Below are 24,435 nucleotides of genomic sequence, written 5' to 3'. Positions count from 1 at the left end.
TTCCTCTGTGTGGCGTGGCAGCGCGCCACGCGACCGTGGCGCGCTGCCGCTGATCAGGCCTGATTCTTGGCGCGGGGGGCGCTGAGCAGTTGGGTTTCCCATGACAGGGCCACCGAGGCGGCGCCGCCGTTTTCGTAAATGATGTTGGTGACGCCCTCAAGCGTGCTCTCGCGCGCATAGTCGCGCTGCCACTCGGACACGATGGCAAACCAGGTGATCGGCGTGCAGCCGGCTGCGACCATGCGGCGCACGGCCATGTCGTGCGCTTCCTCGCTGACGCCGCCGGATGCGTCGGTGACGACGAACACGTCGTAGCCTTCGCCCGCGGCCTGGATCGCCGGCATCGCCAGGCAGATCTCGGTGTACAACCCGGCGAGCACCAGCTGCTTGCGGCCGCTCTTTTTCACGATGTCGGTCACCTTCGAATCTTCCCAGGTATTGATGAAGGTGCGATCGATCGGCTTTTGTTCAGGGAAGACTGCCTGCAGTTCCTTGATGAGATAACCGCCGCGCTCTTCCAGCACGGTGGTCAGGATCGTCGGCACATCGAAGACTTTTGCTGCCTTGGCCAGGCCGACCACATTATTCATGATCATGGTTGGCTCATGGCTTTTCAGGCAGGCGAACTGGAATGGCTGGTGGTCGATGAGAACGACGATGCTGTCTTCCGGGCGCAGGAGCGCGTTGAGTCCATTCTTGCTCATTTTGTCTATCCTTAAATTGACCAAGCGCCGGGGCGCGCTTGGGAAGCAATAAGGTAGCAACGTGATGATCCAGCGACAATGACGGTTCCTGCGCTTAGCAGACTGATTTTGCTGTGTCAGGATCTGAGGGGGGAATGTTATCCTGCGCCGATGAGCACTCCGCCCCTATCTTCCCTAGCTTCGCTTCCCCCTTTTGGCGCAGCCATGCTGCTGCGGGCGCTGCTCAAGCGTCCGGCGCGCGCGTCGACCGGCCAGGCCGGCGCCACCTGGCGCCTCGACCGGATCGATGCCGATCACCTGCGCCGCTATAACGCCGCGTTTGGATTCAAAGGCGATACCGTTCCGCTCACCTTCCTGTACCTGCTGGCGCAGCGCGCGCAGCTGGCGACCATGCTGGCCTGCCCGATCCCGTTCCGCATTCCAGGCCTGATCCATGTCGAGAACCGGCTGGCGATGCACGGCCCGGTCGTGCCTGACGCGCCATTGGCGCTGACGACCGCCTTGCAACTGCCGCCCCCTGCCCCGAACGGCGCCTTGCACGCCGTGCTGGAGACGCGCGCCTTCGATGGCGAACGGCTGGCATTTTCCTGCGACAGCACCTATCTGATCCGGCGTGGAAGCCGTTCGGGCCGCGATACGCCGCCGCCCGAGCCACCGCGTGGACAGGAACTCGGAGGGTGGACCGTCGCACTTGACGCCGGCCGGCGCTATGCGGCCTTGTCGGGCGACTGGAATCCGATCCACCTGTGGCGGTGGTCGGCGCGCCTGATGGGGATGCGCGCGCCGATCATCCACGGCGCACACACGCTGGCGAAGGCCTGCGCGCTACAGCAGGCATCGACTGGCCAGGACATCGCTGCGGTGTGGTGCCGCTTCCGTCAGCCGGTGGCGCTGGGCGCCCACGTCACCTTGCAGGCAGGTGGCAGCGACGGCGAGTTCACGGTCATGTGCGGCGAACGTATCGCCATGGAAGGAAGGTATTCATAGTAGTGCGCGTCGCGCCAGGGTCACTCTTTCTTTACCGCGTCGAAGAAAAATCCCTTCCAATACACGACAATCTTGTTGTAGCCCTTGACGAGCGCCTCAGTACACGACAACTCGACTGCTTCCACGGTCGTCGGAATACCCAGTCGGCCAACTGGAGCGTGCGCGGTTTCCCGGATATATCGGGCGGCGTCTTCGTAATGGCGTGTGAATGTGGGAGGCCTGCGGCAGCTTTCTCCCGCGACTGTTATCTTGTCCGGCGCGATCACCAGGGCCTTCCCCACCAGCTTTGCGGCCTCTGCATCGTCGATCGATGCGATTACGGAAGAATCAAGGACTTTTGTAAGTATCCAAGTGCCCACCAGCTCATTACTATCGCTCGATACATCAGCCCGGCCCACGTGCGATGCACACGCGATCATCAGGAAGACCGTCGCCCGGGACAGCGTCTTTGGACGCGCAGCCAACTTCAGAAATGACATTGCAGTATCCTCACTCTTTGATGGACTGCACTTCAGCGGCTTCCAGGAATGGCGCCGCCTCCTCTCTTCGCCGGTACACTAGACCGCGTGCAATGACCTTCCTGCCCTTGACCGTCGTTCTTGTCATTTTCAAGATGTTGGCAGCGGCTCCTTTGAAGTCACCGCTATCGACCAGATCAAAAGTCGTGCCTGCACCGCGCTCGCCAGCGTTGTATGCAAGACTCACCAGGGCGTCGAACTGTGCCTGAGTCAGGGCCTGAGTGGTGACGCTCCGGCGCACTACACGTTCCATATAAGCGACCCTGCGCGCAAACTCGGCATCTGCCTCGGCCGGACTAACCGGTCGCGCTAGTTCTTCCTTGGTACAAGGCCCGCGATGCGCCAGGATACCGGCCCCCCATGTGCAGTTACCTTTTCCCGGCCCCATATCATCGTAGTAGTTCAGTACAACAACCTCTAGCCGTTGCATCCTTTTCCGTGCCTCTCCGCTCATACTCAAATGATCGTTGGCCCCCACAATTGCTCGGCTCGCTGCTTGTCCCATAGCTCCTCCGGCAGAATCGCTAGTGACCCAATCTATCTGCCGTAGCATGCTCGTCTGTTGTGGGACCACAAGCGACGTTTGCTACTGCTGGCGAATAATTGCAGCCGTACCTGACATTGAGGAGCAAAACGTGGCCATCGACGTATACCTGCAGATTGACGGCATCAAGGGCGAGTCGCAGGATGCCAAGCACAGGGACTGGATCGAGTGCACGAGCGTGCACTGGGGCATTCTTCAACCAAGATCGGCAACTGCTTCGACCGGCGGGGGCCACACTGCGGAACGCGCGGAGTTGAAGGAAATATCATTTACCAAGATCGCAGATCTGGCCTCACCCATCCTGATGCAGACCTGCGCCATGGGCAAGACGATTCCCAAGGCAAAATTCGACTTCATGCGCGCCGACGGCAATGGCGAACCCATCTGTTACTTCCAGATCGAACTGGAAAACGTACTCATCGGAGGTATCGCGCCCGGAATCGAGCCCGGCACCATTCTCGACGAGCACGTCAGCCTCAAATTCTCCAGGGTGAAATGGCGCTACACCCAGCAGAAAATCGGCGGCGGCGGAGGCGGCAGCACCGTTGGCGGATGGGACTTGGCGGCAAACAGAGTCGTGGCCTGACCCGCTAATGGTGTCCTCATCGCCACTGGCAACAGCAGCTATGCCACAACCGCATCGTCATCGAGGGACGCTGCGTTGTCCTTCCCGAGGATCGAACATCGCCACTCCTCCAGCCGTCCTGACCGGCACTTCATCCTGCAACACGTCCCAGTGTTCAGCCAACCTGCCATCCTCGATACGGAACAGGTCGACCACCACCTGCGGCGCCTCGGCCCAGCCCCGGATGCGTCCGTGAATGGCAACCAGGTCGCCCTCTGCGACCATCATGCCCGGCTCGTAGTGAACGTCTTTCGACATGCCGGCCACCAGCGCCCGCAGGGCGTCACGCCCCTGCGGGATATCGGGATTGTGCTGGATGTAGTCCGCGGCATAGAGGCGGTCGACCGCCGACGCATCGTGCGCCTGGAACAGCGAGGTCATCGCCTCGAGCACCAGCGCCTTGTTGCGCCGCGGCCGCGCGTCCGATGCCTGTAGTGCAGGCTGCGTGACGGTGATGGCGCCTTCCATGCGCAGGAATCTGCCGCCGGGCAGCGTCGCGTACGAGTGGACCACGCCACGATCGTAGTCCTGGACATTGACGACGCTGGCGCCGTCATTTTCTTGCCAGCTCACGGCAAACATGCCGTTACCCAGCGCAACGACCTGGATGGCGACTATTTCGGATCGGGCAAACGGCCCGTCCTTGATCTCGAATTTCAGCTGTGCCGATGACAGCAGCGTCAGGCTGACCTGGAATTCAGGATAAGCGACATCCATCTCGAGGCCAATGGGGAAGTGGTCGATCGACACGGCAGGAGCTTTCACAAAGGCGATGCACGATCGGCGGCAGCGCTACTGCCCGCCACCGGCGGCGGCGGCGCATCCGGCAGCGGCGTGAACTCCTTGTCATCCGCATCCGGCAGCTTCATCCTGCCCGCCTGCCAGTCGGCCGCCGCCTGCGCCAGACGGTCCTTCGAGGACGAAACAAAATTCCAGTACAGATGGCGCTCGCCAACCGGGTCCCCACCGAGCACCATCACAGTCGAATGCTCCAGCGCCTTGAAGCGCGACGCCGCCGCCCCCAGCACCAGCATCCGGCCGCTCTCGTGGCGCATGCCGTCCATTTCCACCGCGCCGGTGGCGATGTACAGGGCGCGCTCCTTGTAGCCGCCGGGGATCTCGGCGGTCGATCCCGGCTGCATGTCGAGATGGGCATAGAACAGCGGCGAACAGGTTTTCGCGGCGGCGGAGAGGCCATAGGCGCTGCCGGCGATGAGCTGCCCGGTGACGCCGCCATCCTTCCACTGCGGCAGGTCGGCGCCGGAATGGTGCGAGAACGATGGCGCGATTTCTTCCATTCCGTTCGGCAGCGCCACCCAGGCCTGGATGCCGTGCAGGTGGTCGCCGTGCGCCCGCGCGTGTTCGAAGCGCTCGCTGTGCGTGATGCCGCTGCCCGCGGTCATCCAGTTGACTTCGTGCGGATGGATCTCCTGTTCGACGCCCACGCTGTCGCGGTGCATGATTCGGCCCGAGAACAGATAGGTCACCGTCGACAGGCCGATATGGGGATGCGCGCGCACGTCGGCGCTGCGGTCGAGGCCCGGCGCCAGGTCGAGCGGGCCGATATGGTCGAAGAAGATGAACGGGCCCACCATGCGCTGCTTGGCGAACGGCAGCACGCGGCCGACTTCGAAACTGCCGCCAAGGCTGCGGCGGCGCTGCTCGATGATCATGTCAATCATGGTTCTCGTTACTCCATAGTGAATTGAGGGAAAGGCCTAGGCGCGGGGCCAGGCGCTGGCGATCGGCGGCTTGGTGTCGAAATACGCCACCAGCAGATCGGTCAGGATGCGGATCTTGCGCGCCGGATGCTGGCCCGGCGGGCGCACGACGTAGGCGCCGGCCGGCGGCGGAGGGTAGCGCGTCATGACTGGTACGAGCGCGCCGGAATCCAGGTACTCATGCATCAAGCCGTAGGGAAGATAGGCGACGCCCACCCCCGCCAGCGCGGCCGCGACCAGGGCGGTGCCGTTGTCCGCCTTGAAGCGCCCCTGGGGCCGGACCGTCACGATCTTGTCGCCATCCAGGAACTGCCAGGCCTCGGTGCCCTGCATGAGGGCCTGGTGCGACAGCAGCTGGTCCGGCGTCTCGGGCGCTCCATGGGCGGCGATATAGGCGGGACTGGCGACGACCAGTCCATAGATCGGCCCGATCCGCCGCGCCACCAGGTTGGAATCCTGCAGGTAGCCGAGCCGAATCGCGCAGTCGTAACCGTCCGCGATCAGGTCCACGTTGTGGTCGCTGTAGCAGGTGTGGATGTGCAGCCGCGGGTGAAGCCGCGCCATTTCCGCCAGCACGGGCGCGAAGTGGGTCGGCCCGAACGACAGCGGCGCGGCGATGCGCAGGCGGCCGCGCAGCTCGCCGGCGGGCAGGATCGTCTCGCGCGCCAGGGCGATCTCGGCGCAGACCCTGGCCGCGTAGTCGCGGAAGGTGGTGCCGGCTTCGGTGAGCGCCGCGCCGCGGGTGGTGCGCGACAGCAGCTGGATGCCCAGCTCCTCCTCGAGCCGGGCCAGGCGCCGGCTGACGATCGACTTCGACACGCCAAGCCGGAGCGCGGCCGCCGAAATGCCGCCGGCATCGGCGACTTCCACGAATGTCTGCAACTCTTCGATATCCACTACGATGCTCCCGATTGTGCCAAGTGGCGTCGCCTAGATGATACTGCCCTGCGTCGCCGGCTTGCCCAACGGCTCCGGCATGACGGGCAGGTGCAGGCGATCGCGACCCGACAGCTCGTCCCCGTGGATTTGTTCGGCCAGACGCTCGGCGTCGCGCCGGCGGATATCGAGCGCCGCCTCCTGGACGTCGGCTTCGGCAACGCCCAGCGCGCGCAGGCCCTCGGCGCCCATCAGGTAGGCCGATTCGACGGTCTCGCGAATCTGGAAATCCACACCGGCGCGGATCAGGGTGATGGCATGGCCGCGATCGTAGCTGCGCACCAGCAGCCGGGCCTGCGGAAACTCGCGCCTGGCCAGCGCCACGATGTCGTTCGCGGCCTTGGGTTCGTCGATGCACACCATGATCGCATCGACTTGCCCGGCGCCGGAATGGCGCAGGGTGTCCATCCTGGTGCCTTCGCCGAAGAACACCTTGAAGCCGAAACGCTGCGCATCGCGGATGCGGTCGGGATCCTTGTCGATCACCGTCAGCTTGACGCCGCTGGACAGCAGCACCTGCGAGGCGATCTGGCCGAAGCGGCCGAAGCCGATGACGAGCACCCTCCCCTTCAGGTCGCGCGCATGCTCGACGCCTTCCATCGATTTTTCATGCCGCAGGAGGCGGTCGGTCACGAGCGTCAGGAGCGGCGAGAGCGCCATCGAGAGGATCACGACGGTGGCGAACAAGGCATTCTCTCGTTCGTCGAGCACGCCGGCCGAGAGCGCGGCGGCGTACAGCACGAAGGCGAACTCGCCGCCCTGCAGGAACATCGAGGTACGGTGCAGGGCCTGGTGATTGCTGGCGCCGAACAGGCGCGCGACCACGTGAACGACGATGCCCTTCGCCACCATGAACCAGAACAGCATGGACAGCAGCAGCTGCCATTCGGCCGCGACGATGGCCAGGTCGAGCGACATGCCCACCGCCAGGAAGAACAGCCCCATGAGCAGACCGCGAAACGGCTCGATATCGCTTTCGACCTGGTGCCGGTAGCTCGAACTCGACAGCATCACCCCGGCCAGGAAGGCGCCCATCGCCATCGACAGGCCGGCGAATTCCATCAGCAGCGCCGCGCACAGGACCACCAGCAGCGCGCCCGCGGTCAGGACTTCGCGCGTGCGCGACCTGGCCAGCAAGGCGAAGAACGGATCGAGCCCCCAGCGCGCCACCCCCAGCAGCACCGCCAGCGCGCCGATCGCCAGCAGCAGGTCGGACCAGCCCTGGCCCTGCTGTCCGGGAAGCTGCGGCGCCAGGAAGGCGACCACCGCCAGCAGCGGCACGATCATCAAGTCCTCGAACAACAGGATCGCGACCGACTTCTGCCCCTGCTCGCTGGAGATTTCGCCCCGGTCCTGCAGCGCCGTCATGATGACGGCGGTCGAGGACAGGACGAAGCCCGCGCCGGCGACGAAGGCGGCCGGCCCGGACAGGCCGAACATCGCATAGCCGGTGAGCGCCAGCGCGGCGGTCGCGGCGGACACCTGGGCCAGGCCCAGGCCGAAGATCTGGCCGCGCATCGCCCACAGCTTGTGCGGCCGCAGCTCCAGCCCGATCACGAACAGGAACATCACCACGCCCAGCTCGGAGATATGCAGGATCGAGCGCGCATCGGTGACCAGGGCCAGCACCGACGGTCCCACCAGGATGCCCGCTCCAAAGTAACCAAGGACCGCGCCAAGGCCCAGCCGCCGGAACAACGGCACGGCGATCACGGCCGCCCCCATCAGGACGACCACCGGGCCGATCGTTTGCCCCAGGCTTGCTCCAGCCATCAACTCTCCTCGCTCATTTCATTCATTTCATGCACTCATTCAGGCGCAACGACAGGCGCTGGCGTTCCCGGATGCGCAACACAGCACATCCGAGAGCGGCACTAGCGCACGCTACGCGGGGCCAGCAAAATCGTCCTGACGCCCATGCGTTGGAGATAGAACAATACCAATCCGATATAGGCGCGACAATGTTCAATCCTGCTATCGGTGGTTCATTCCTGCTGCGCCAGATCGACGAAGTCAGTCTTAGGAGAACATTATTCCCGCCCCATTGGTCATGCCCCCGCCTCTTCCCTACAACATCGTCGGCCTGTCGCAGGCAGGGCGCGCGTGGAGCGGCGTCCAGCTCGTCGTCACCGGCTACGACTGTGAGGGCGAAGGCACGAGCATCCTTCCGCATCGCGATCACGCACGCCTGAGCGTCGTGCTGGAAGAGCATGGGGGCGCATGCGAGCCCCGCTTCCATCCAGATCGTCCATGCCCCGTCGAGCATGTACCGCGGCATATGTATTTCGCGCCAGCCGGCATGGAAATATGGGGCCATTCAAAAAACGCGCGACGCGTCGTCGACGCCGTCCTCGTGTTCGACCTCGACGTCTTGAGCGAGCGCCTGGAAACGACATTGGACCCGGACCGGACCAGCGTCCCGAGGCTGCGCTTTGCCAACGACCGGATCTGGAATCTGGTCAAGCTGCTTTCCGAGGCAGTCCATAACCCCGACCCGTCGATGCATCTATACGGCGACGGCATCATTACCGCCGTGTCGTCGCAGCTGTTCGCAGCGCCGCGCATCACGGAGTTCAAAGCCGGTGGACTCGCGCCATGGCAGCTGCGGCGGGTGATCGACTATATGGATGCGAATCTCCCACACCGTATCGAGCTCGACACCCTGGCAGCGCTGGTCAACCTGTCGCAAGCCCATTTCAGCCGCGCGTTCAAGATATCGACCGGACTGGCGCCCTACCAATGGCAGCTCGACGCCCGCATCCGGCGCGCGCAGCAGTTGCTGTCCGCTTCCGACGCGAGCCTGGGCGAGGTGGCGCATGCCACCGGCTTTGCGGATCCGGTTCACTTTGGCAGGACATTCCGAAAAATGATGGGCCTGGCGCCGGGCGCGTGGCGCACCGAGCACAAGCGATAGCCGTTCCGGCGTCGCACGCGCCGAATAAATAAATCAAATTGACTTATCATTGGGCTTGCTCTATAATTCATGCCCACTAGATAATAGTTATTCGTAGCAACAACCCTGCTGCACCATATTTCCCATCCCATGGATGGGAAATCGCTCTCAGGCCCAGCGCCTGCATCTCGACAACGTTGACGCAATTCGCGTCAGCACCCATCCCGCCGGCAAAGCGCGCCTGCCGTTTCCATCGCCTGCACGCTTGCGCGCCAATTGCACTGTCGACGGCCCGGGTCCATCGATTCCCATGAACGCCATTGGCTGCAGGGTTTCATTCCATTCGCCAAATCGAAGGAGAACAACAACGTGGCAAAACAAATCATCATCGACCATGTCTTCAAGGTGTACGGCGACCAGCCCGACGACGCGCTGGCGCTGGTTCGCCAGGGCGCCAACAAGCAAGACATCCTGGCCAAGACCGGCTGCACGATCGGCGTGTTCGACGCCACCCTCACCATCGAAGCGGGCGAGATCTTCGTCATCATGGGCTTGTCCGGCTCGGGCAAGTCGACCCTGGTGCGCATGCTCAACCGCCTGGTCGAGCCGACCGACGGCCGCATCCTGGTCGACGGCAACGATATCAACACGCTGCCGGACGCCGAGTTGCGCGCCTTGCGCCGCAAGGACATCAGCATGGTGTTCCAGTCGTTCGCGCTGCTGCCGCATATCACCGTGCTCGACAACACCGCCTTCGGCATGGAGCTGGCCGGCATTCCCAAGGCCGAGCGCCATGAGCAGGCGCGGCAAGCGCTGGAGCAGGTCGGCCTGGCGGGCTATGCCGCCAGCTATCCCGACGAACTGTCCGGCGGCATGCAGCAGCGCGTGGGCCTGGCCCGTGCGCTGGCCAGCGATCCATCGATCCTGCTGATGGACGAGGCGTTTTCGGCGCTCGACCCGATCATGCGCACCGAGATGCAATCCGAACTGCTGCGCCTGCAGCAGATCAAGCGCCGCACCATCGTCTTCATTTCGCATGATCTCGACGAAGCGATGCGCATCGGCGACCGCATCGCCATCATGAAGGATGGCCACGTGGTGCAGGTCGGCACGCCCGAGGAAATCCTGCGCAAGCCCGCCAACGACTACGTGCGCAATTTCGTGCGCGGCGTCGATGCTGCGGCGGTCTTCAAGGCCAGCGACATTGCCCGCAAGAGCCAGATCGTGGTGTCGGAATCGCCGACCCGCGGTTCGCGCGCGGCTCTCTCCATGCTGGAGGAGCAGGACCGGACCTATGCCTACGTCGTCAATCCCCAGCGCGAATTCCTCGGCCTGGTGTCGGTCGATTCCCTGCGCAGCGCCCTCGACGGCCATACCGGCCCGCTGGGCCTGGCGCATGCCTTCCTGGCGGACGTGCAGACCATCAAGGCGGACGAGCCCGTCGCCGGCCTGTTCGGCCAGGTGGCGCAACTGCCGTACGCGGTGCCGGTGGTGGGCGATGACGGACGCCTGTGCGGCGCGATCAGCAAGACCACCTTGCTGAAATTCCTCGACCCCGACACGCCCGCCATTCCCGAGGCACAGCATCAGAAAGGACAAGCATGAGCATGACCGAGAACATCACAGCAGTACAGCCGGCCGCGGTGCAGCCGGCCACCGAACAGGCTGCAGGACAAGCTGCAGGACAGGCTGCACACGCGGCCGCCCAGATCAATCCCTGGCTGCCGACGCCGCCGAGCGACACCTCCTGGCTCGACGCGGCAGCGCCGGGCGTCACGCCCGAGCACGCCAGCAGTTTCGACCTGGCGCACCTCCTCGATGGCGCGCTGCCGCTGCAATCCTGGATCAACGACGGGCTGGGCTGGGTTGTGGAGAATTTCCGTCCCTTCTTCCAGGCCGTACGCGCGCCGATCGACGCGACACTGACCGGCTCCAGCCAGTTGCTGCTGGCCGTGCCATCCCTGGTGCTGATCGCCATCATCGGCCTGCTGGCATGGCAGTTCACCAGCCGTGCGCTGGCCGTCGGCACCGTGCTGGCGCTGGTGGCGGTCGCCGTGCTGGGCGTGTGGCCGGAAGCGATGATCACCCTGTCGCTGGTGCTCACCTCGCTGGTGTTCTGCCTGGTGATCGGTCTACCGCTGGGAATCTTCCTGGCCAGCAGTGACCGTGCGCAGAACATCCTGCGCCCCGTGCTGGACGCGATGCAGACGACGCCCGCCTTCGTCTATCTGGTGCCGGTGGTCATGCTGTTCGGCATCGGCAATGCGCCAGGCGTGATCGTCACCATCATCTTCGCCCTGCCGCCGCTGGTGCGCCTGACCAACCTCGGCATTCGCCAGGTGCGTCCCGACCTGATCGAGGCGGCGCGCGCCTATGGCGCCTCGCCCTTGCAGCTCTTGAGCCGTGTGCAGCTGCCGCTGGCAATGCCGTCGATCATGGCCGGCATCAACCAATCGCTGATGCTGTCGCTGTCGATGGTGGTGATCGCCTCGATGATCGCGGTCGGCGGCCTTGGCCAGATGGTGCTGCGCGGCATTGGCCGCCTTGACATGGGCCTAGCCACCGTGGGCGGTCTCGGCATCGTCCTGCTGGCCATCATGCTGGACCGCCTGACCCAGGCCATGGGGCAACCGCGCCGCGGCGTGCGCCACTGGTACCAGACCGGTCCGGTCGGCTTCGTCCTGCGCCGGGTCGGCGGTTCCGCCGGCTCCGACGCGGCCCCGTCCACCAAGCCCGCCACCGCACAATAAGACTAGAAAGGATACCGATGCGTCAAACCGAACACTTCAACGCCACCTATAAAACGCAGCGCGCGTTTCGCTGGATCTCGGCCCTCGTGCTTGCCGGACTCGCCCTCTGCACCGGCATCGCGACGGCGCAAACACCAGGCGCCGACCTGCCCGGCAAGGGCATCAAGGTGCAGGCCCTGCAAAGCTCGCTGGCCGAGGAAACCTTCCAGACCATGCTGGCCAATCGCGCCCTGGAACAGCTGGGCTACGAAACGCAGCCGATCAAGGAAGTCGCCTATCCGACCGCGCACATCGCCGTCGGCAACGGCGACGCGACCTTCCTCGCAGTGCACTGGGACCCTTTGCACCAGGATTATTACGATAACGCGGGCGGTGACGCCAAGCTGCTGCGCACCGGCAGCTACGCTGGTCCTGCCGCCCAGGGCTATCTGATCGACAAGGCCACGGCCGAGAAGCACAACATTACCAATATCGACCAGTTGCGCGACCCGACCATCGCCAAGTTGTTCGACCATGACGGCGACGGCAAGGCCGACCTGACCGGTTGCGATCCGGGCTGGGGCTGCGAGGCCATGATCGAGCATCATATGGACGGCTACAAACTGCGTCCGACGGTCACGCACGTGCAGGGCAGCTATTCGGCGCTGATCGCCGATACGATCGGCCGCTACAAGCGCGGCGAATCGATCCTGTACTACACCTGGACGCCTTACTGGGTGAGCAGCGTGCTGGTGCCGGGCAAGGATGTCGTGTGGCTGCAGGTGCCGCACTCGTCGAACCCGCAAAACGCCAATACCCGCCTGGCCGATGGCAGCGATTACGGGTTTGCCGTCAACACCACGCGCTTCGTCGTGAATCGCGGCTGGGCCGAGAAGAATCCGGCGGCAGTCAAGCTGTTCGAAGTCATGCGCTTGCCGATTGCCGACATCAATGCACAGAACGATCGTGTGCGTGAAGGGCAGAACTCGCAGGCCGAGATCGCGCGGCATACGGCGGGGTGGATCAAGTTCCACCAGGAGCTGTTCGATAGCTGGATCGCGCAGGCGAAGGCGGCTGCCAAACCCTGACCGGGCCGAGTAACTCAGGCAGGCAAGCGATCGAGCAGCTTGTCGAGCGTGATCGGATAATCCCTGACACGCACGCCGGTAGCGTTGTACACGGCATTGGCGATGGCGGCGGCCACGCCGCTGATGCCCAGTTCTCCGACACCCTTGGCCTTGACCGGCGAGATCGTTTCATCGACTTCGTCGAGGAAGATCACGTCCTGGTGCGGGATGTCGGCGTGCACCGGAACCTCGTAGCCGGCCAGGTCGTGGTTGACGAACATGCCGATGCGTTTGTCCACCACCAGGTGTTCCATCAGGGCTGCGCCCGCGCCCATCGTCATGCCGCCGATGACCTGGCTGCGCGCCGTCTTGGGATTGAGGATGCGCCCGGCGGCGCACACTGCCAGCATGCGCCGCAGCCGGATCTCTCCCGTGACGGCATCGACCGCCACCTCGACGAAGTGGGCGCCGAAGGTCTGCTGGACATACCGCTTGGCCAGGTCGCCATACTCGATGCTGTCCTCGGCCACCAGCTCGCCCGCCTCGGCTGCCTCGCCCAGCGCAAAGGTCTTGCCGCCGGCGCGCACGGCGCCGTCGACGAATTGGGCGTCGGCCGCTGCGACACCGAACCGCGCGGCAACCGCTTCGCGCAGCCTGACACAGGCGGCATATACACCGGCGGTCGCCGACGCCGCGCCCCATTGGCCGCCCGAGCCTGGCGACTCGGGAAAGCGCGAGTCGCCGAGCTTGACGACGACCTTGTCCATGCCGATGCCCATCATTTCGGCCGCGGTCTGGCCGATGATGCTGTAACTGCCGGTGCCGATATCGGTCATGTCCATCTCGACCGTCACCACGCCGGCGCGATTCAGGCGCACCCGCGCCGCACACTTCATGATCGGTGCGCCGCGTATCGCGGCGGCCACCCCCACCCCGATCAGCCAGTCCCCTTCGCGCCGGGTCGCCGGTTTGCGTGGACAATCGCTCCAGCCGAAGCGCTCGGCGCCCGTCCGCAGGCACTCGACCAGCTGGCGGCGCGAGAACGGGCGCTTGGGATTGGCCGGATCGACCTGCGTGTCGTTCAGGATGCGGAACTCGACCGGATCGATCCCCAGCTTCTCGGCCATTTCGTCCATCGCGATTTCCAGCGCCATCATGCCCGGGGCCTCGCCCGGCGCGCGCATCGCCCCGCCTTCCGGCAAGTCCAGGTGCGCCAGGCGCAGGCGCGTCATGCGGTTGGGGCCCGCGTACAGCACGCCGGTCTGGATGGTCGCCGACTCCGGCCGGCCTCCCGCCAGGTTGCCGGACCAGCTCTCGTGGCCGAGCGCGGTGATCCTGCCGTCCCTGCTCGCGCCGATGCGCAGGCGCTGGATCGTGGCCGGCCGGTGCGTGACGTTATTGAACATCAGCGCGCGCTGCAGGGTCACCTTGACCGGCCGCCGCGCCGCCCGCGCCGCCAGGGCCGCCATCACGGCGTCGGACAGGATGGTGCCCTTGCCGCCAAAGCCGCCGCCGATGAAGGGCGAGACGATGCGCACATTCGCCTTCGGGATGCCGAGGGTTTTGGCGATGTCGCGCACGCCCCAGTTGATCTGCTGGATCGCGGTCCACAGCGTGAGCTTGTCGCCATCCCAGGCCGCGATGGTCGCATGCGGTTCCATCATCGCGTGCGCCTGGTCGGGCGTCGAATAGTCGGCATCGAGCCGCACGGGCGCCGCGGCGTGCGCGCCGATAAAGTTACCCAGCTCGGTCTCGGGGGGCGGACCGAAAGAACCCTGTTTGGCCATCGGCGCGCTGGTCCTGGTCGCCGCCAGGTCGAAGGCGCCCGCCTCGCGCACGTACTCGACCCTGACCAGGCCAGCAGCGGCACGGGCCTGCTCGAAGGTGTGCGCGACCACGACCGCGACCGCCTGGTGATAATGGTCGACCCCGGGGCCGGCCAGGGCACGGGCCACATAGAATTCTCCGCGATCGAGCTTGCCGGCGTTATCGGCCGTCACGATGGCCAGCACGCCCGGCGCGCGCCTGGCATCTTCCAGTGCCATCGAGGCAATGCGCCCTTTGGCGATGGCGGCGCCGAGTACGTAGCCGTAGGCAGCGTTGGGGGCGGCGTCGTTCTGCTCGTAGGCGTAGATGGCCCTGCCTGTCACCTTCAGCGGGCCGTCGATGCGGTCGACCGGCTTGCCGACGACGCGCAGCTGATCGATCGGATTGCGGGTTGCGGGTTTATCGAATTTCATGTCGTTTCCTTGCCTGCTCACAAAATGTCCATGGCCTGTGCGGCCCTCAGTTTCAGCTTGGCACAATCGCCACGCGCACAATGTCCGGAAGTTCTCGATTTATTGCCCGATCTTCTCGCCAGCCATGCTCCACGATAGGCAAGCGGCCGCGCTGACGGGTATCATCGCCGCTCGACACGAGTAATCCGACACGAGCGCGATCCATGCATTCATCCTCCGTCCAGCCGCACAACGACCCACCATGCGGCAAGCTCGCCGGCAAGATCGCCATGTTGATCGGCCAGCAGGGCTACCGTGAGCTGGACGTGCCGGGATTGACGATTTACCGCTACACCGCCCCGACCGAAGCGATTTCGAGCAATTACCAGCCGAGCATGACGCTGGTCGCCCAAGGAAAGAAGCAAGCCTCCCTTGGCCACACCACCTTCATCTACGACCGGTCCCATTTTTTGCTGACCTCGCTCGAGATGCCGGTGACCAGCCGCGTCATCGAGGCCAGCATCGACCGACCCTACCTGTGCGTGCGACTCGCCTTCGACATGGGCATGGTGCGCGAGCTGCTGGCGCGCGACGGCATCGCGCCGGCGCCCCGCGGCGACAGCGGCCTGGCCATGACGACCGGCCAGACCACCAGGCAGCTGACCGATGCCTTCGTGCGCCTGCTGGACCTGCAGGATGCCCCGGGCGACATCCCCTTCCTGGGCGACCTGCTCGGGCGCGAGATCGTCTACCGCGTGCTGCAGAGCACCGAAGGCAAACGCCTGCGCGGCATCGCCACGCTGGGAGAGCATAGCCACCGCACCGCGGCGGTGGTGGCCTGGATCAACGAGAACTACGCCAAGCCGCTGCGCCTCGAGGAACTGGCCGGGGTGGCGGCCATGGGCCAGTCGACGCTGCACCGCCATTTCCGCGCTCTCACCGCCATGACGCCGCTGCAGTACCAGAAACGCCTGCGCCTGCAGGCCGCGCGCATGCTGATGCTGATGGATGGCCTGGACGCGGCCAGCGCCGCCTTCGAAGTCGGGTATGAAAGCGCCAGCCAGTTCAACCGCGAATACAGCCGCTTCTTCGGCCGCTCGCCGCTGCGCGACGTCAAGGCCCTGCGCGCGCAGGCAGCGGCCAACTGATCTCCATTTTCGGCACATGGCAAAAATCGACCTCAATCACCTGTCGGCCTTCATCGTGGTGGCGCGCGAGCGCAGCTTCACCCGCGCCGCGGCCCAGCTCGGGGTATCGCAGTCGGCCCTGAGCCACACCATCCGCAAGCTCGAGGAAGGGCTCGGCGTAAGGCTGCTGATGCGCAGCACGCGCGGCGTGTCGCCGACCGACGCCGGGGAGCGCATGCTGGCCAATATCGCCCCGCTCTACCAGGGCATCGAGGCCGAGCTCTGCGCCGTGAGCGAGCTGCGGGACACCCCCAGCGGCACGATCCGCATCACCGCCCACGACCACGCGGCCAGCACGGTGCTCTGGCCCAGACTGGCGACGCTGCTGCCGCATTACCCGGACATCAAGGTCGAGGTCAGCATCGACTACGGTCTGGCCGATATCGTGGGCGAGCGCTTCGACGCCGGCATCCGCTGCGGCGACATCGTCGCCAGGGACATGATCGCGGTACGCATCGCGCCCGATATGCGCATGGCGGTGGTCGGCGCCCCTGCGTACTTCGCGCGGCGCCCGCCGCCGCAGTCGCCGCAGGACCTGGCCGCCCACGACTGCATCAACCTGCGCCTGCCGACGCATGGCGGCCTGTCATCCTGGGAGTTCGCGCAAGACGGCAAGACTTCGCAGTGGCAGGTCGAAGGCCAGTGCGTGTTCAACACCACGCCGCAGAAACTGGCCGCCGCCCTCGATGGCTGCGGCCTGGCCTACGTACCCGAAGACATGATCCAGGACCACGTCGCGGCCGGCCGCCTGATCGCCGTGCTCGAACCGTGGTGGCCCACACTGCCCGGCTACCACCTGTACTACCCCAGCCGGCGCCAGCACTCGGCTGCCTTCGCGCTGGTCGTCGATGCGCTGCGGCTGGCCTGATCAATCCTTCTGCGGGCGGCTTGCGAAGACTTCCTTGAAGACCGGCATGGCCGAGAACACATTCGGCCAGCCCGCATAGAACGCCAGCTGGGTCAGGGCTTCTCCGGCTTCTTCGCGGGTCAGGCCGTTGTCCATCGCGCGATTGAGGTGGAAAGTAACCTGCGCCACCTGGCCGGAGGCGACCAGTGCGCTGACCGTCACCAGGCTGCGGTCGCGCGGCGCCAGGCCCGGGCGCAGCCAGAGGTCGCGGAACAAGGCATCGGTGGTGTATTCCACCACACCCGGACTGACGGCGCCGAAGTTGTTGCTCACCATGGTGGCACGCTGACGTTCGGCCGCTTCATCGAGCTTGAGCCGGGCCGCCTGGGCGCCCGCATCGGTGGTCTTGATCTTGCGCTGGGCGTAGACGCCGGCGATGGCCTGATCGGCGGCGACGGCGTTGCCCCAGCCCGAATAGAAGGCCAGGTGCGCGACGATCTCATCGAGTTCAGCCGGCTTGACGCCGCTGTCGAGGGCCAGGTTCAGGTAGTGCGGCAGGCCGGCGGCCTGGTTGCGGGCAACCAGGACCGCGACCGTGACGATGCTGCGGTCGCGCATGGACAGGCCGGGACGCTTCCAGACGCCATCCAGCGTGCCCTGGGTGTAGTGTTCGAGTACGGGTGTGTTCATCGGTGCTCCCTTCTGCATGGCGGGCGCCGCGGCCAGCGCGGCGGCGGACGACAGGGCCGCCAGGGTGGCGACCGTCAGTTTGCCGGGCGATGGCGTCATCATGGTTGCGCGCCCATGCTTATCGTGGGTACTGGGCATCGGAGACCTTTTCCATCCAGTTGACGTTCTTGCCGTCCAGCGTGCCGGTCATGGCGACATGCGACATGCCGGTCGTGCGCGTCGCGCCGTGCCAATGCTTGACCCCGGGCGGACACCAGACCACGTCGCCGGCGCGGATCGCCGTTGGCTTGCCGCCCCATTCCTGGGTCCAGCCGCTGCCGGCGGTGACCACCAGGTACTGCCCAACCGGATGCGTATGCCATGCCGAACGCGCACCTTCCGAAAACGTCACCTGAGCCGCCGAAAACTTGCTCGATCCGCCTGCCGCCAGCAGCGGGCCGACCTCGACACTTCCGGTGAAGTACTCGGCAGGCCCCTTGGTCGATGCCTGCGCGCCCGCCTTGCCGATCAGCTGTGAATGGGAAGTTACAGGCTCGGCGGCGCCGACGACGCCCACGGCGGCCGACAACAGTCCCGAGACAAGGAATTTGACCATCATCGTGCGTCCTCCTTGTCGACCGAGCCGGCCAGGTATTGTTCGTCGCTGACCTTTTCCAGCCAGTTCACGTTCTTTCCGTCGAGCGTTTCCTGGATCGCGATATGGGTCATGGAGGTCGTCGAGGTGGCGCCATGCCAGTGTTTGTGACCGGGCGGGCAATTGACCACATCGCCAGCGCGGATCTCGACGATCGGCCCGCCCCAGCATTGGGTCCAGCCGCAGCCGGCGGTGACGATCAGGGTTTGCCCCAGCGGGTGGGTATGCCATGCGCTGCGCGCGCCTGGTTCGAAGGTGACGCTTGCCCCCGAGACCCGGCTCGGTTCCGTCGCTGCGAACAGCGGATCGATGCGAACGGTGCCGGTAAAGTACTCTGCCGGGCCTTGTTGCGAAGGCTGTGAGCCATTGTGTGCCAATTCCATCTTCATACTCCCTAAGTGCGTTGTCGTTGTCTGCGTCGAGACTGTCGGGATCAATATAACGAGGGCCGGATCGTACGGCTAGATGGCCAAACGTGGATAACCCTATGAATCTCGCTCATGACTGGCCTGTCACCAGGCGCACCTGGGTTGGTGTCCGGCCAGGTCAATCAAGGTAAAATGGCACATCCTGGCCCTACCTGGCTTGCCGTACCGAATCACGAAGACATGACCACCGCCCCCAAAGAAATCAACGCCGCCGCCATCAAGAACAGCGCGACGGAAAAGCACACTCCGATGATGCAGCAATACCTGCGCATCAAGGCCGACTACCCCACCATGCTGGTGTTTTACCGCATGGGCGACTTCTACGAGCTGTTCTTCGAGGACGCCGAAAAAGCCTCGCGCGTGCTCGGCATCACGCTCACCGCGCGCGGCAAGTCGGGCGACCAGCCGATCAAGATGGCCGGCGTGCCCTTCCATTCGCTGGACGGCTACCTGGCCAAGCTGGTCAAGCTGGGCGAATCGTGCGCGATCTGCGAACAGATCGGCGACCCGGCCCTGTCGAAAGGTCCGGTCGAACGCAAGGTGGTGCGCGTGGTCACCCCCGGCACCCTCACCGATTCCGACCTGTTGCCCGAAAAGGCCGAGCGCCCGCTGCTGGCGCTGTGCCTGATCAACCAGCGTAAAACCGTCACCGCCGGCCTGGCCTGGCTGTCGCTCGCCAGCGGCAACCTGCGCCTGATGGAATTCTCGGGCGATGCGCGCGCCGTCGAACAGCGCCTGGCGCACGAGCTCGAACGCATCGCGCCGGCCGAGATCCTGCGCGCCGATTGCGCCGACATGTTCGAGACTGATGGGTCAAATGCTCACCTCCAGCGTGTGCCCGAATGGCATTTCGACGTCGTCAAGGGCCACGGGGCCCTGCTCGAGCAACTGGGCGTGGCCACCCTCACCGGCTTCGGCGCCGACGGCCTGGGCGCCGCATTCGGCGCGGCCGGCGCGCTGCTACGCTATGCGCAATCGACGCAGGGCCGCGGCCTGCAGCACGTGCGTGGCCTGGCCTGCGAGACCGAGAACGAATACATCGGCCTGGACGCCGCCACCCGCCGCAACCTGGAACTGACCGAGACCATCCGCGGCCAGGAGTCGCCGACCCTGTTCTCGCTGCTCGACGGCTGCCGCACCGCGATGGGCTCGCGCCTGCTGCGCCACTGGCTGCACCACGCGCGGCGCGACCAATCCATCGCGCGCAGTCGCCACCAGTCGATCGAAGCGCTGATCCAGGCCGATGCCAACGATGCGCTGTCGTCGACCCTGGCCCAGGTGCCGGACATCGAACGCATTACCACCCGCATCGCCCTGCTCACCGCGCGGCCACGCGACCTGGCCGCGCTGCGCGATGGACTCAAAGCCTTGCCGGTGGTGCGCGAACAGGTGGCGCGCTGCTTCATCCCGGGCGACACCTGCCTGCTGCGCGAGATCCACGACGATCTGACCACGCCGGGCGCGTGCGTCGACCTGCTGACGCGCGCCGTGATGGAAGAGCCGGCGGCGATGGTGCGCGACGGCGGCGTGTTCGCGCGCGGCTTCGATGCCGAGCTCGATGAACTGCGCGCGCTGTCCGAGAACGCCGGCCAGTTCCTGGTCGACCTCGAGACGCGCGAGCGCGCCCGCACCGGCATCGCCAACCTGCGGGTCGAGTACAACAAGGTGCACGGCTTCTACATCGAAGTCACCAACGGCCAGGCCGACAAGGTGCCGGACGACTACCGCCGCCGCCAGACCCTCAAGAACTGCGAACGCTACATCACGCCCGAACTGAAGGCCTTCGAAGACAAGGCCCTGTCGGCGCAAGACCGCGCGCTGGCTCGCGAAAAAATCCTGTACGACCAGCTGCTGGCCGACATGGCGCCGCATATCGGCTGCCTGCAGACGATTGCTCGCGCGCTGGCCCAGGTCGACGTGCTGGTGGCCCTGTCCAGCCACGCGCTGCGCCACAACTGGTGCGCGCCGGTCCTCTCCGATGCGCCATGCCTGACCATCGTCGAAGGCCGCCATCCGGTGGTGGAAAACCAGATCGAGCGCTTCATCGCCAACGACTGCAAGCTGTCCAACGACCGGCGCCTGCTGTTGATCACCGGCCCGAACATGGGCGGTAAATCGACCTTCATGCGCCAGGTGGCCCTGATCACGCTTCTGGCCTACGTCGGCAGCTACGTGCCGGCCACCAGCGCGACGCTCGGCCCGATCGACCGCATCTTCACCCGCATCGGCGCCAGCGACGACCTGGCCAACGGCCGTTCGACCTTCATGGTCGAGATGACCGAATCGGCCGCGATCCTGAACGGCGCCACCGAGCATTCGCTGGTGCTGATGGACGAAGTCGGCCGCGGCACCTCGACCTTCGACGGCCTGGCGCTGGCCTGGGCGATCGCGCGCCACCTGATCGACACCAGCCGCAGCTTCACGCTGTTCGCGACCCACTACTTCGAACTGACCCAGCTGCCCGAGACCTATCCGAGCGCCGCCAACGTGCACCTGTCGGCGGTCGAGCACAAGGACAGCATCGTGTTCCTGCACGCGGTGCAGGACGGCCCCGCCTCGCAAAGCTACGGCCTGCAGGTGGCGCAGCTGGCGGGCGTGCCGCAGCCGGTGATCAAGGCCGCGCGCAAGCACCTGGCGCGCCTGGAAGCGCAGGCGCTGGATGCGACGCCGCAGCGCGACCTGTTCGCGGCGCCGCTCGCCGAGGAAGAAATCGGCGAGGCCCCGGCGCCGGCCTTTGCGCAAGCCGAAGCGCAGGACGACGGCCTGCGCGACGCGCTCGATGCGATCGATCCGGATACGTTGACGCCGCGCGAAGCGCTCGAACGCCTCTACGAGCTCAAGCGACTCGCCGCCTGATGCAAGCACGGCGCCGATCCCTGCTGCTGGCGGCCCTGCTGTCCTTCACTTCGCTCGCCGGCGCGAAGGACAAGGCGGATGACGGCGCGCACCGGTTCGCGGTGATCGGCAACGACTCGGGCGAAGACGGCGAGCCGCGCCTGAAGCAGGCGCTGGCCGATTCGTCCGAAAAATCGCTGGCCTTCGTCGTCATCAACGGCATCAAGGGCGAGAAGGAAAGCTGCGGCGACCGGTTGTACCAGGAGCGGCGCGACATCATCGAGCGCGCCCGGCGGCCGACTGTCGTGTCGCTGGCTGGCAGCGACTGGACGGCCTGCCGCAACTCGGCCAACCGCACCAATGCGATCGAGCGCCTGAACCGCCTGCGCGAACTGTTCCATGGCGAGCCCGAGTCGCTGGGCCGCGAGAAAATCCACCTCACCCAGCTGTCGGCCAGCCCGCGGTTTCGCAGCTATGCCGAGAATGCGCACTGGAAGGTCGGCAAGGTGCTGTACGCCACCATCAATCTCCCGGCCGGCAACAACCATTTCCTGCCGGCGGCCGGCCGCAACAGCGAGTACGAAGACCGGACGGTCGCCAACCGCTTCTGGCTGAACCGTCTGTTCGCGATCGCTCGCAGCGACAAGGCCGAGGCGCTGGTGCTGTTTTCGGAAGGCGCGGTGCGGCCGTTCTACCTGGACCAGCCGGCGGGGCTACGCGGCCTGCTGCGGCGCGATCCGGTGGAGAAGGATGGGTTCGAGGCGGTACGGCGCCAGATCCAGGGCCAGGCGCTCAAATTCGATGGCAAGGTGCTGCTGGTCGACGGCGGTACGCCGCATGGGAAGAAACCCGAGATCGAGTGGAAGGGCAACCTGGGACAGCTGTCGGTAGGGACGAAGGCGGTCGAGGTGAATGTGAAAGTGGGGAAAGAAGCGCAGTTTGGGGTGGAGGATGCGAAGCAGTGATTGGTTCGCGTGTGTAGTGTTCGTGAGAACTTAGGTTCCCGCCTTCGCGGGAACGACGGTTTTACGTGTGGTAGTCGCTGGCAGCACTATTGGCCCGCAACCTTTGCACGTCGTTCCCGCGAAGGCGGGAACCCAAGTCACTCAGCCCACCACCAACGCAATTACTGCAGCGGCTGGCTACGGAAGTGGTCGCCTTCGTCGCTGTCATCCATCTCATGATGATGACCGCCGGCGCCATGCACGTGGCCGTGCTGGATTTCCTCGGCGGTGGCTGCGCGCACGTCGATCACCGACAGATCGAAGCGCAGTGCCATGCCGGCCAGTGGGTGGTTACCGTCCAGGACTACCTTGTCTTCGGCGATCTCGGTCACGGTGAAGATCACCGGCTCGTCGTCGCCGCCTTCAGCCACGCCTTCGAACTGCATGCCGACTTCGATCGGCTCAGGCAGGCGGGCGCGCTCTTCGACCTTGACCAGCTCTGGCTCGTAGTCGCCAAACGCGTCGTCCGGTTCTACCTGGATCGTTGACGAATAGCCGACTTCCTTGCCGTCGAGCTCTTCTTCGATCTTCGGCAGGGTATTTTCGTAGCCGCCGTGCAGGTAAACCATCGGCTGCACGCCTTCTTCGATGAGGTTGTTCTGGGCATCCGACAGCTTGTAGTTAACCGTCACGACTGTGTCTTTGGCAATCTTCATCGCACATCCTTTCGTAGTAAGGCTCGGATTATACCCCCGATGGGTTCCGTCACTTGTCCGGCTGGTTATAATGACGCATGAAAAAATTACCGCTTCTCGGGAATATCACTCCCGCCGAGTTTCTGCGCGATTATTGGCACAAGAAACCGCTCCTGATCCGTGGCGCGATCCCCGGCTTCAAACCCCTGCTCAAATTCGAGAAACTGGCCGAAATGGCGCGCCAGAATCACGTCGAAGCGCGCCTGGTCACCCAGAAGGACGGCAACTGGGACATGCAGCACGGTCCCCTGGCCGAACTCCCGGCCCGCACCGAGCCCAACTGGACGATGCTGGTCCAGGGCGTGAACCTGTACGACGAGCGCGCCGACGAGCTGCTGCGCCAGTTCCGCTTCGTGCCCGATGCCCGCCTGGACGACTTGATGATCAGCTTCGCCACCGATGGCGCCGGCGTCGGTCCCCACTACGATTCCTATGACGTGTTCCTGCTGCAGGCCCACGGCAAGCGGCGCTGGAAGATCGGTTCGCAGCAAGACCTGACCCTGGTCGAAGGCTTGCCGCTCAAGATCCTGGCCAATTTCAAGCCCGAAGAAGAATTCGTGCTCGAACCGGGCGATATGCTGTACCTGCCGCCGCATTATGCCCACGACGGCATTGCCGAAGGCGAATGCATGACCTATTCGATCGGCTTCCGCTCCCCTTCGTTCCAGGAATTGGGAGAGGCCTTCCTGCAATTCATGGCCGACTCCATCGATTTGCCTGGTCGTTATGGGGATCCGGAATTAAAGCCGGCCAAGAACCCGGCCGAGATTCCGCGCGATATGCTCGACACCGTCACCGAAGAATTGAACAAGGTGCGTTGGGACGAGGAAGACGTGACCGTGTTCCTGGGCGAGCATATGTCCGAGCCGAAGCACAATGTGTTCTTCACCGGTCCGGCGAAACCATTGACCGTGGGCCGCTTCATGGAAACCGCGGCCAAGCGCGGCATCAAGCTGTCGAGCAAGACCCTGATGCTGTACCGCGGCAAGCACGTCTTCATCAACGGCGAATCGTTCGCCGTCGGCCGCGCCGACAAGGAGGTGCTGGACGTGCTGGCCAACGAGCGCCGCATCGCTGGCGCCGTGCTCGACAAAGCCACCGACGACGTGCTCGAAGCCCTGTACACTTGGTACCAGGACGGCTGGGTCGAGCTGGGCTGAGGGACGGGGTGT

Annotated in this window: 23 protein-coding genes; 11 read left to right on the top strand and 12 right to left on the bottom strand. The window is 65.1% G+C overall.

The genetic code is table 11. The features are described 5' to 3' along the window. Positions 1 to 53: 53 nt before the first annotated feature. Positions 54 to 704, bottom strand: a complete 651-nt coding sequence (locus tag SOM28_RS15660; RefSeq protein WP_320468669.1) for a hydrolase — start codon at positions 702 to 704, stop codon at positions 54 to 56. A gap of 204 nt (positions 705 to 908) precedes the next feature. Between SOM28_RS15660 and SOM28_RS15655 the strand changes: the two genes are divergently transcribed. Then, positions 909 to 1,691, top strand: coding sequence for a MaoC family dehydratase (locus SOM28_RS15655; RefSeq protein ID WP_320468668.1), 783 nt, complete (start codon positions 909 to 911; stop codon positions 1,689 to 1,691). Positions 1,692 to 1,711: 20 nt separating this feature from the next. Here SOM28_RS15655 and SOM28_RS15650 read toward each other — a convergent pair whose 3' ends face one another. Then, positions 1,712 to 2,170, bottom strand: coding sequence for a hypothetical protein (locus SOM28_RS15650; RefSeq protein WP_320468667.1), 459 nt, complete (start codon positions 2,168 to 2,170; stop codon positions 1,712 to 1,714). 10 nt (positions 2,171 to 2,180) lie between these two features. Further along, positions 2,181 to 2,639, bottom strand: a complete 459-nt coding sequence (locus SOM28_RS15645) for a glycoside hydrolase family protein (protein WP_229414983.1) — start codon at positions 2,637 to 2,639, stop codon at positions 2,181 to 2,183. Positions 2,640 to 2,844: 205 nt separating this feature from the next. On the opposite strand from SOM28_RS15645, the gene SOM28_RS15640 reads away from it, so the two are divergent. After that, complete coding sequence (locus SOM28_RS15640; RefSeq protein WP_123070248.1) at positions 2,845 to 3,339, top strand: Hcp family type VI secretion system effector; 495 nt, start codon at positions 2,845 to 2,847, stop codon at positions 3,337 to 3,339. Between the two features lie 57 nt (positions 3,340 to 3,396). Here SOM28_RS15640 and SOM28_RS15635 read toward each other — a convergent pair whose 3' ends face one another. The 4 genes from SOM28_RS15635 to SOM28_RS15620 are packed head-to-tail and all read right to left on the bottom strand — an operon-like array spanning position 3,397 to position 7,808. Continuing rightward, positions 3,397 to 4,143, bottom strand: a complete 747-nt coding sequence (locus SOM28_RS15635; protein ID WP_320468666.1) for a nuclear transport factor 2 family protein — start codon at positions 4,141 to 4,143, stop codon at positions 3,397 to 3,399. Beyond that, positions 4,140 to 5,060, bottom strand: coding sequence for a pirin family protein (locus tag SOM28_RS15630; RefSeq protein WP_320468665.1), 921 nt, complete (start codon positions 5,058 to 5,060; stop codon positions 4,140 to 4,142). Before SOM28_RS15630 ends, SOM28_RS15635 begins: the two co-directional genes overlap by 4 nt. 36 nt (positions 5,061 to 5,096) lie before the next feature. Beyond that, positions 5,097 to 5,996, bottom strand: a complete 900-nt coding sequence (locus SOM28_RS15625) for a LysR family transcriptional regulator (RefSeq protein ID WP_123070250.1) — start codon at positions 5,994 to 5,996, stop codon at positions 5,097 to 5,099. 33 nt (positions 5,997 to 6,029) lie between these two features. Then, positions 6,030 to 7,808 (bottom strand): monovalent cation:proton antiporter-2 (CPA2) family protein, encoded by a 1,779-nt coding sequence (locus SOM28_RS15620; protein WP_123070251.1) that lies wholly within the window; start codon positions 7,806 to 7,808, stop codon positions 6,030 to 6,032. A gap of 277 nt (positions 7,809 to 8,085) precedes the next feature. Here SOM28_RS15620 and SOM28_RS15615 point away from each other — a divergent pair, with 277 nt between their 5' ends. The 4 genes from SOM28_RS15615 to proX all read left to right on the top strand — a co-directional run bounded on the left by SOM28_RS15615 (position 8,086) and on the right by proX (position 12,745). Continuing rightward, positions 8,086 to 8,949 carry an AraC family transcriptional regulator gene (locus tag SOM28_RS15615; RefSeq protein ID WP_123070252.1) on the top strand — a complete coding sequence of 288 codons (864 nt, stop codon included), beginning with the start codon at positions 8,086 to 8,088 and terminating at the stop codon, positions 8,947 to 8,949. Between the two features lie 348 nt (positions 8,950 to 9,297). Next, positions 9,298 to 10,533: a glycine betaine/L-proline ABC transporter ATP-binding protein ProV gene (gene proV, locus SOM28_RS15610; protein WP_320468664.1), complete on the top strand. Its 1,236-nt coding sequence runs from the start codon at positions 9,298 to 9,300 to the stop codon at positions 10,531 to 10,533. A 2-nt stretch (positions 10,534 to 10,535) separates the two neighbouring features. Next, positions 10,536 to 11,678 (top strand): glycine betaine/L-proline ABC transporter permease ProW, encoded by a 1,143-nt coding sequence (proW, locus tag SOM28_RS15605; protein WP_414675179.1) that lies wholly within the window; start codon positions 10,536 to 10,538, stop codon positions 11,676 to 11,678. A gap of 17 nt (positions 11,679 to 11,695) precedes the next feature. Continuing rightward, positions 11,696 to 12,745 carry a glycine betaine/L-proline ABC transporter substrate-binding protein ProX gene (gene proX, locus SOM28_RS15600; RefSeq protein WP_320468662.1) on the top strand — a complete coding sequence of 350 codons (1,050 nt, stop codon included), beginning with the start codon at positions 11,696 to 11,698 and terminating at the stop codon, positions 12,743 to 12,745. Positions 12,746 to 12,759: 14 nt separating this feature from the next. Here proX and paoC read toward each other — a convergent pair whose 3' ends face one another. Continuing rightward, positions 12,760 to 14,964, bottom strand: a complete 2,205-nt coding sequence (paoC, locus tag SOM28_RS15595) for an aldehyde oxidoreductase molybdenum-binding subunit PaoC (protein WP_320468661.1) — start codon at positions 14,962 to 14,964, stop codon at positions 12,760 to 12,762. A gap of 203 nt (positions 14,965 to 15,167) precedes the next feature. Between paoC and SOM28_RS15590 the strand changes: the two genes are divergently transcribed. Both SOM28_RS15590 and SOM28_RS15585 read left to right on the top strand, forming a co-directional pair. Next, positions 15,168 to 16,091: an AraC family transcriptional regulator gene (locus SOM28_RS15590; RefSeq protein WP_320468660.1), complete on the top strand. Its 924-nt coding sequence runs from the start codon at positions 15,168 to 15,170 to the stop codon at positions 16,089 to 16,091. 16 nt (positions 16,092 to 16,107) lie between these two features. Then, positions 16,108 to 16,998, top strand: a complete 891-nt coding sequence (locus tag SOM28_RS15585) for a LysR family transcriptional regulator (protein WP_123070261.1) — start codon at positions 16,108 to 16,110, stop codon at positions 16,996 to 16,998. On the opposite strand, the gene SOM28_RS15580 is transcribed toward SOM28_RS15585, so the two are convergent. Genes SOM28_RS15580 through SOM28_RS15570 form a run of 3 tightly spaced genes read right to left on the bottom strand, consistent with a single transcriptional unit; the run spans position 16,999 to position 18,684 of the window. Then, a complete protein-coding gene (locus SOM28_RS15580) occupies positions 16,999 to 17,769 on the bottom strand; it encodes a carboxymuconolactone decarboxylase family protein (protein WP_341850608.1) in 771 nt (256 codons plus the stop codon). A gap of 16 nt (positions 17,770 to 17,785) precedes the next feature. Next, complete coding sequence (locus SOM28_RS15575; protein WP_320468659.1) at positions 17,786 to 18,265, bottom strand: (R)-mandelonitrile lyase; 480 nt, start codon at positions 18,263 to 18,265, stop codon at positions 17,786 to 17,788. Beyond that, positions 18,262 to 18,684 (bottom strand): (R)-mandelonitrile lyase, encoded by a 423-nt coding sequence (locus tag SOM28_RS15570; protein WP_320468658.1) that lies wholly within the window; start codon positions 18,682 to 18,684, stop codon positions 18,262 to 18,264. The genes SOM28_RS15575 and SOM28_RS15570 overlap by 4 nt, the downstream gene beginning before the upstream one ends. Positions 18,685 to 18,909: 225 nt before the next feature. Between SOM28_RS15570 and mutS the strand changes: the two genes are divergently transcribed. Both mutS and SOM28_RS15560 read left to right on the top strand, forming a co-directional pair. Next, positions 18,910 to 21,585: a DNA mismatch repair protein MutS gene (gene mutS, locus SOM28_RS15565; protein WP_320468657.1), complete on the top strand. Its 2,676-nt coding sequence runs from the start codon at positions 18,910 to 18,912 to the stop codon at positions 21,583 to 21,585. After that, positions 21,585 to 22,529 carry a hypothetical protein gene (locus tag SOM28_RS15560; RefSeq protein ID WP_123070302.1) on the top strand — a complete coding sequence of 315 codons (945 nt, stop codon included), beginning with the start codon at positions 21,585 to 21,587 and terminating at the stop codon, positions 22,527 to 22,529. The genes mutS and SOM28_RS15560 overlap by 1 nt, the downstream gene beginning before the upstream one ends. A 161-nt stretch (positions 22,530 to 22,690) precedes the next feature. Here SOM28_RS15560 and SOM28_RS15555 read toward each other — a convergent pair whose 3' ends face one another. Next, positions 22,691 to 23,224: an FKBP-type peptidyl-prolyl cis-trans isomerase gene (locus tag SOM28_RS15555; protein WP_123069922.1), complete on the bottom strand. Its 534-nt coding sequence runs from the start codon at positions 23,222 to 23,224 to the stop codon at positions 22,691 to 22,693. Between the two features lie 77 nt (positions 23,225 to 23,301). On the opposite strand from SOM28_RS15555, the gene SOM28_RS15550 reads away from it, so the two are divergent. Further along, entirely contained in the window at positions 23,302 to 24,423 is a 1,122-nt protein-coding gene (locus tag SOM28_RS15550; protein ID WP_123069921.1) for a cupin domain-containing protein, read from the top strand. The last annotated feature ends 12 nt before the right edge of the window (positions 24,424 to 24,435 follow it).

The sequence above is a fragment of the Massilia sp. CFBP9026 genome, assembly GCF_034045165.1.
GTDB classification, from domain to species: Bacteria; Pseudomonadota; Gammaproteobacteria; order Burkholderiales; family Burkholderiaceae_D; genus Telluria; species Telluria arenae.
The sequence above is the reverse complement of the archived record's forward strand: the minus strand, read 5'-3'. Positions and strand labels throughout refer to the sequence as shown.

What these genes read in the sequence shown, in the direction of transcription:
- mutS (WP_320468657.1), top strand. Translation starts at nt 18,910, where the DNA reads ATGACCACCGCCCCCAAAGAAATCAACGCCGCCGCCATCAAGAACAGC.
- proX (WP_320468662.1), top strand. Translation starts at nt 11,696, where the DNA reads ATGCGTCAAACCGAACACTTCAACGCCACCTATAAAACGCAGCGCGCG.
- SOM28_RS15580 (WP_341850608.1), bottom strand. Translation starts at nt 17,769, where the DNA reads ATGATGACGCCATCGCCCGGCAAACTGACGGTCGCCACCCTGGCGGCC.
- SOM28_RS15655 (WP_320468668.1), top strand. Translation starts at nt 909, where the DNA reads ATGCTGCTGCGGGCGCTGCTCAAGCGTCCGGCGCGCGCGTCGACCGGC.
- SOM28_RS15560 (WP_123070302.1), top strand. Translation starts at nt 21,585, where the DNA reads ATGCAAGCACGGCGCCGATCCCTGCTGCTGGCGGCCCTGCTGTCCTTC.
- SOM28_RS15585 (WP_123070261.1), top strand. Translation starts at nt 16,108, where the DNA reads ATGGCAAAAATCGACCTCAATCACCTGTCGGCCTTCATCGTGGTGGCG.
- SOM28_RS15590 (WP_320468660.1), top strand. Translation starts at nt 15,168, where the DNA reads ATGCATTCATCCTCCGTCCAGCCGCACAACGACCCACCATGCGGCAAG.
- SOM28_RS15550 (WP_123069921.1), top strand. Translation starts at nt 23,302, where the DNA reads ATGAAAAAATTACCGCTTCTCGGGAATATCACTCCCGCCGAGTTTCTG.
- SOM28_RS15555 (WP_123069922.1), bottom strand. Translation starts at nt 23,224, where the DNA reads ATGAAGATTGCCAAAGACACAGTCGTGACGGTTAACTACAAGCTGTCG.
- SOM28_RS15645 (WP_229414983.1), bottom strand. Translation starts at nt 2,639, where the DNA reads ATGCAACGGCTAGAGGTTGTTGTACTGAACTACTACGATGATATGGGG.
- SOM28_RS15660 (WP_320468669.1), bottom strand. Translation starts at nt 704, where the DNA reads ATGAGCAAGAATGGACTCAACGCGCTCCTGCGCCCGGAAGACAGCATC.
- SOM28_RS15615 (WP_123070252.1), top strand. Translation starts at nt 8,086, where the DNA reads ATGCCCCCGCCTCTTCCCTACAACATCGTCGGCCTGTCGCAGGCAGGG.
- SOM28_RS15575 (WP_320468659.1), bottom strand. Translation starts at nt 18,265, where the DNA reads ATGATGGTCAAATTCCTTGTCTCGGGACTGTTGTCGGCCGCCGTGGGC.
- SOM28_RS15620 (WP_123070251.1), bottom strand. Translation starts at nt 7,808, where the DNA reads ATGGCTGGAGCAAGCCTGGGGCAAACGATCGGCCCGGTGGTCGTCCTG.
- proW (WP_414675179.1), top strand. Translation starts at nt 10,536, where the DNA reads ATGACCGAGAACATCACAGCAGTACAGCCGGCCGCGGTGCAGCCGGCC.
- paoC (WP_320468661.1), bottom strand. Translation starts at nt 14,964, where the DNA reads ATGAAATTCGATAAACCCGCAACCCGCAATCCGATCGATCAGCTGCGC.
- SOM28_RS15650 (WP_320468667.1), bottom strand. Translation starts at nt 2,170, where the DNA reads ATGTCATTTCTGAAGTTGGCTGCGCGTCCAAAGACGCTGTCCCGGGCG.
- SOM28_RS15570 (WP_320468658.1), bottom strand. Translation starts at nt 18,684, where the DNA reads ATGGAATTGGCACACAATGGCTCACAGCCTTCGCAACAAGGCCCGGCA.
- SOM28_RS15630 (WP_320468665.1), bottom strand. Translation starts at nt 5,060, where the DNA reads ATGATTGACATGATCATCGAGCAGCGCCGCCGCAGCCTTGGCGGCAGT.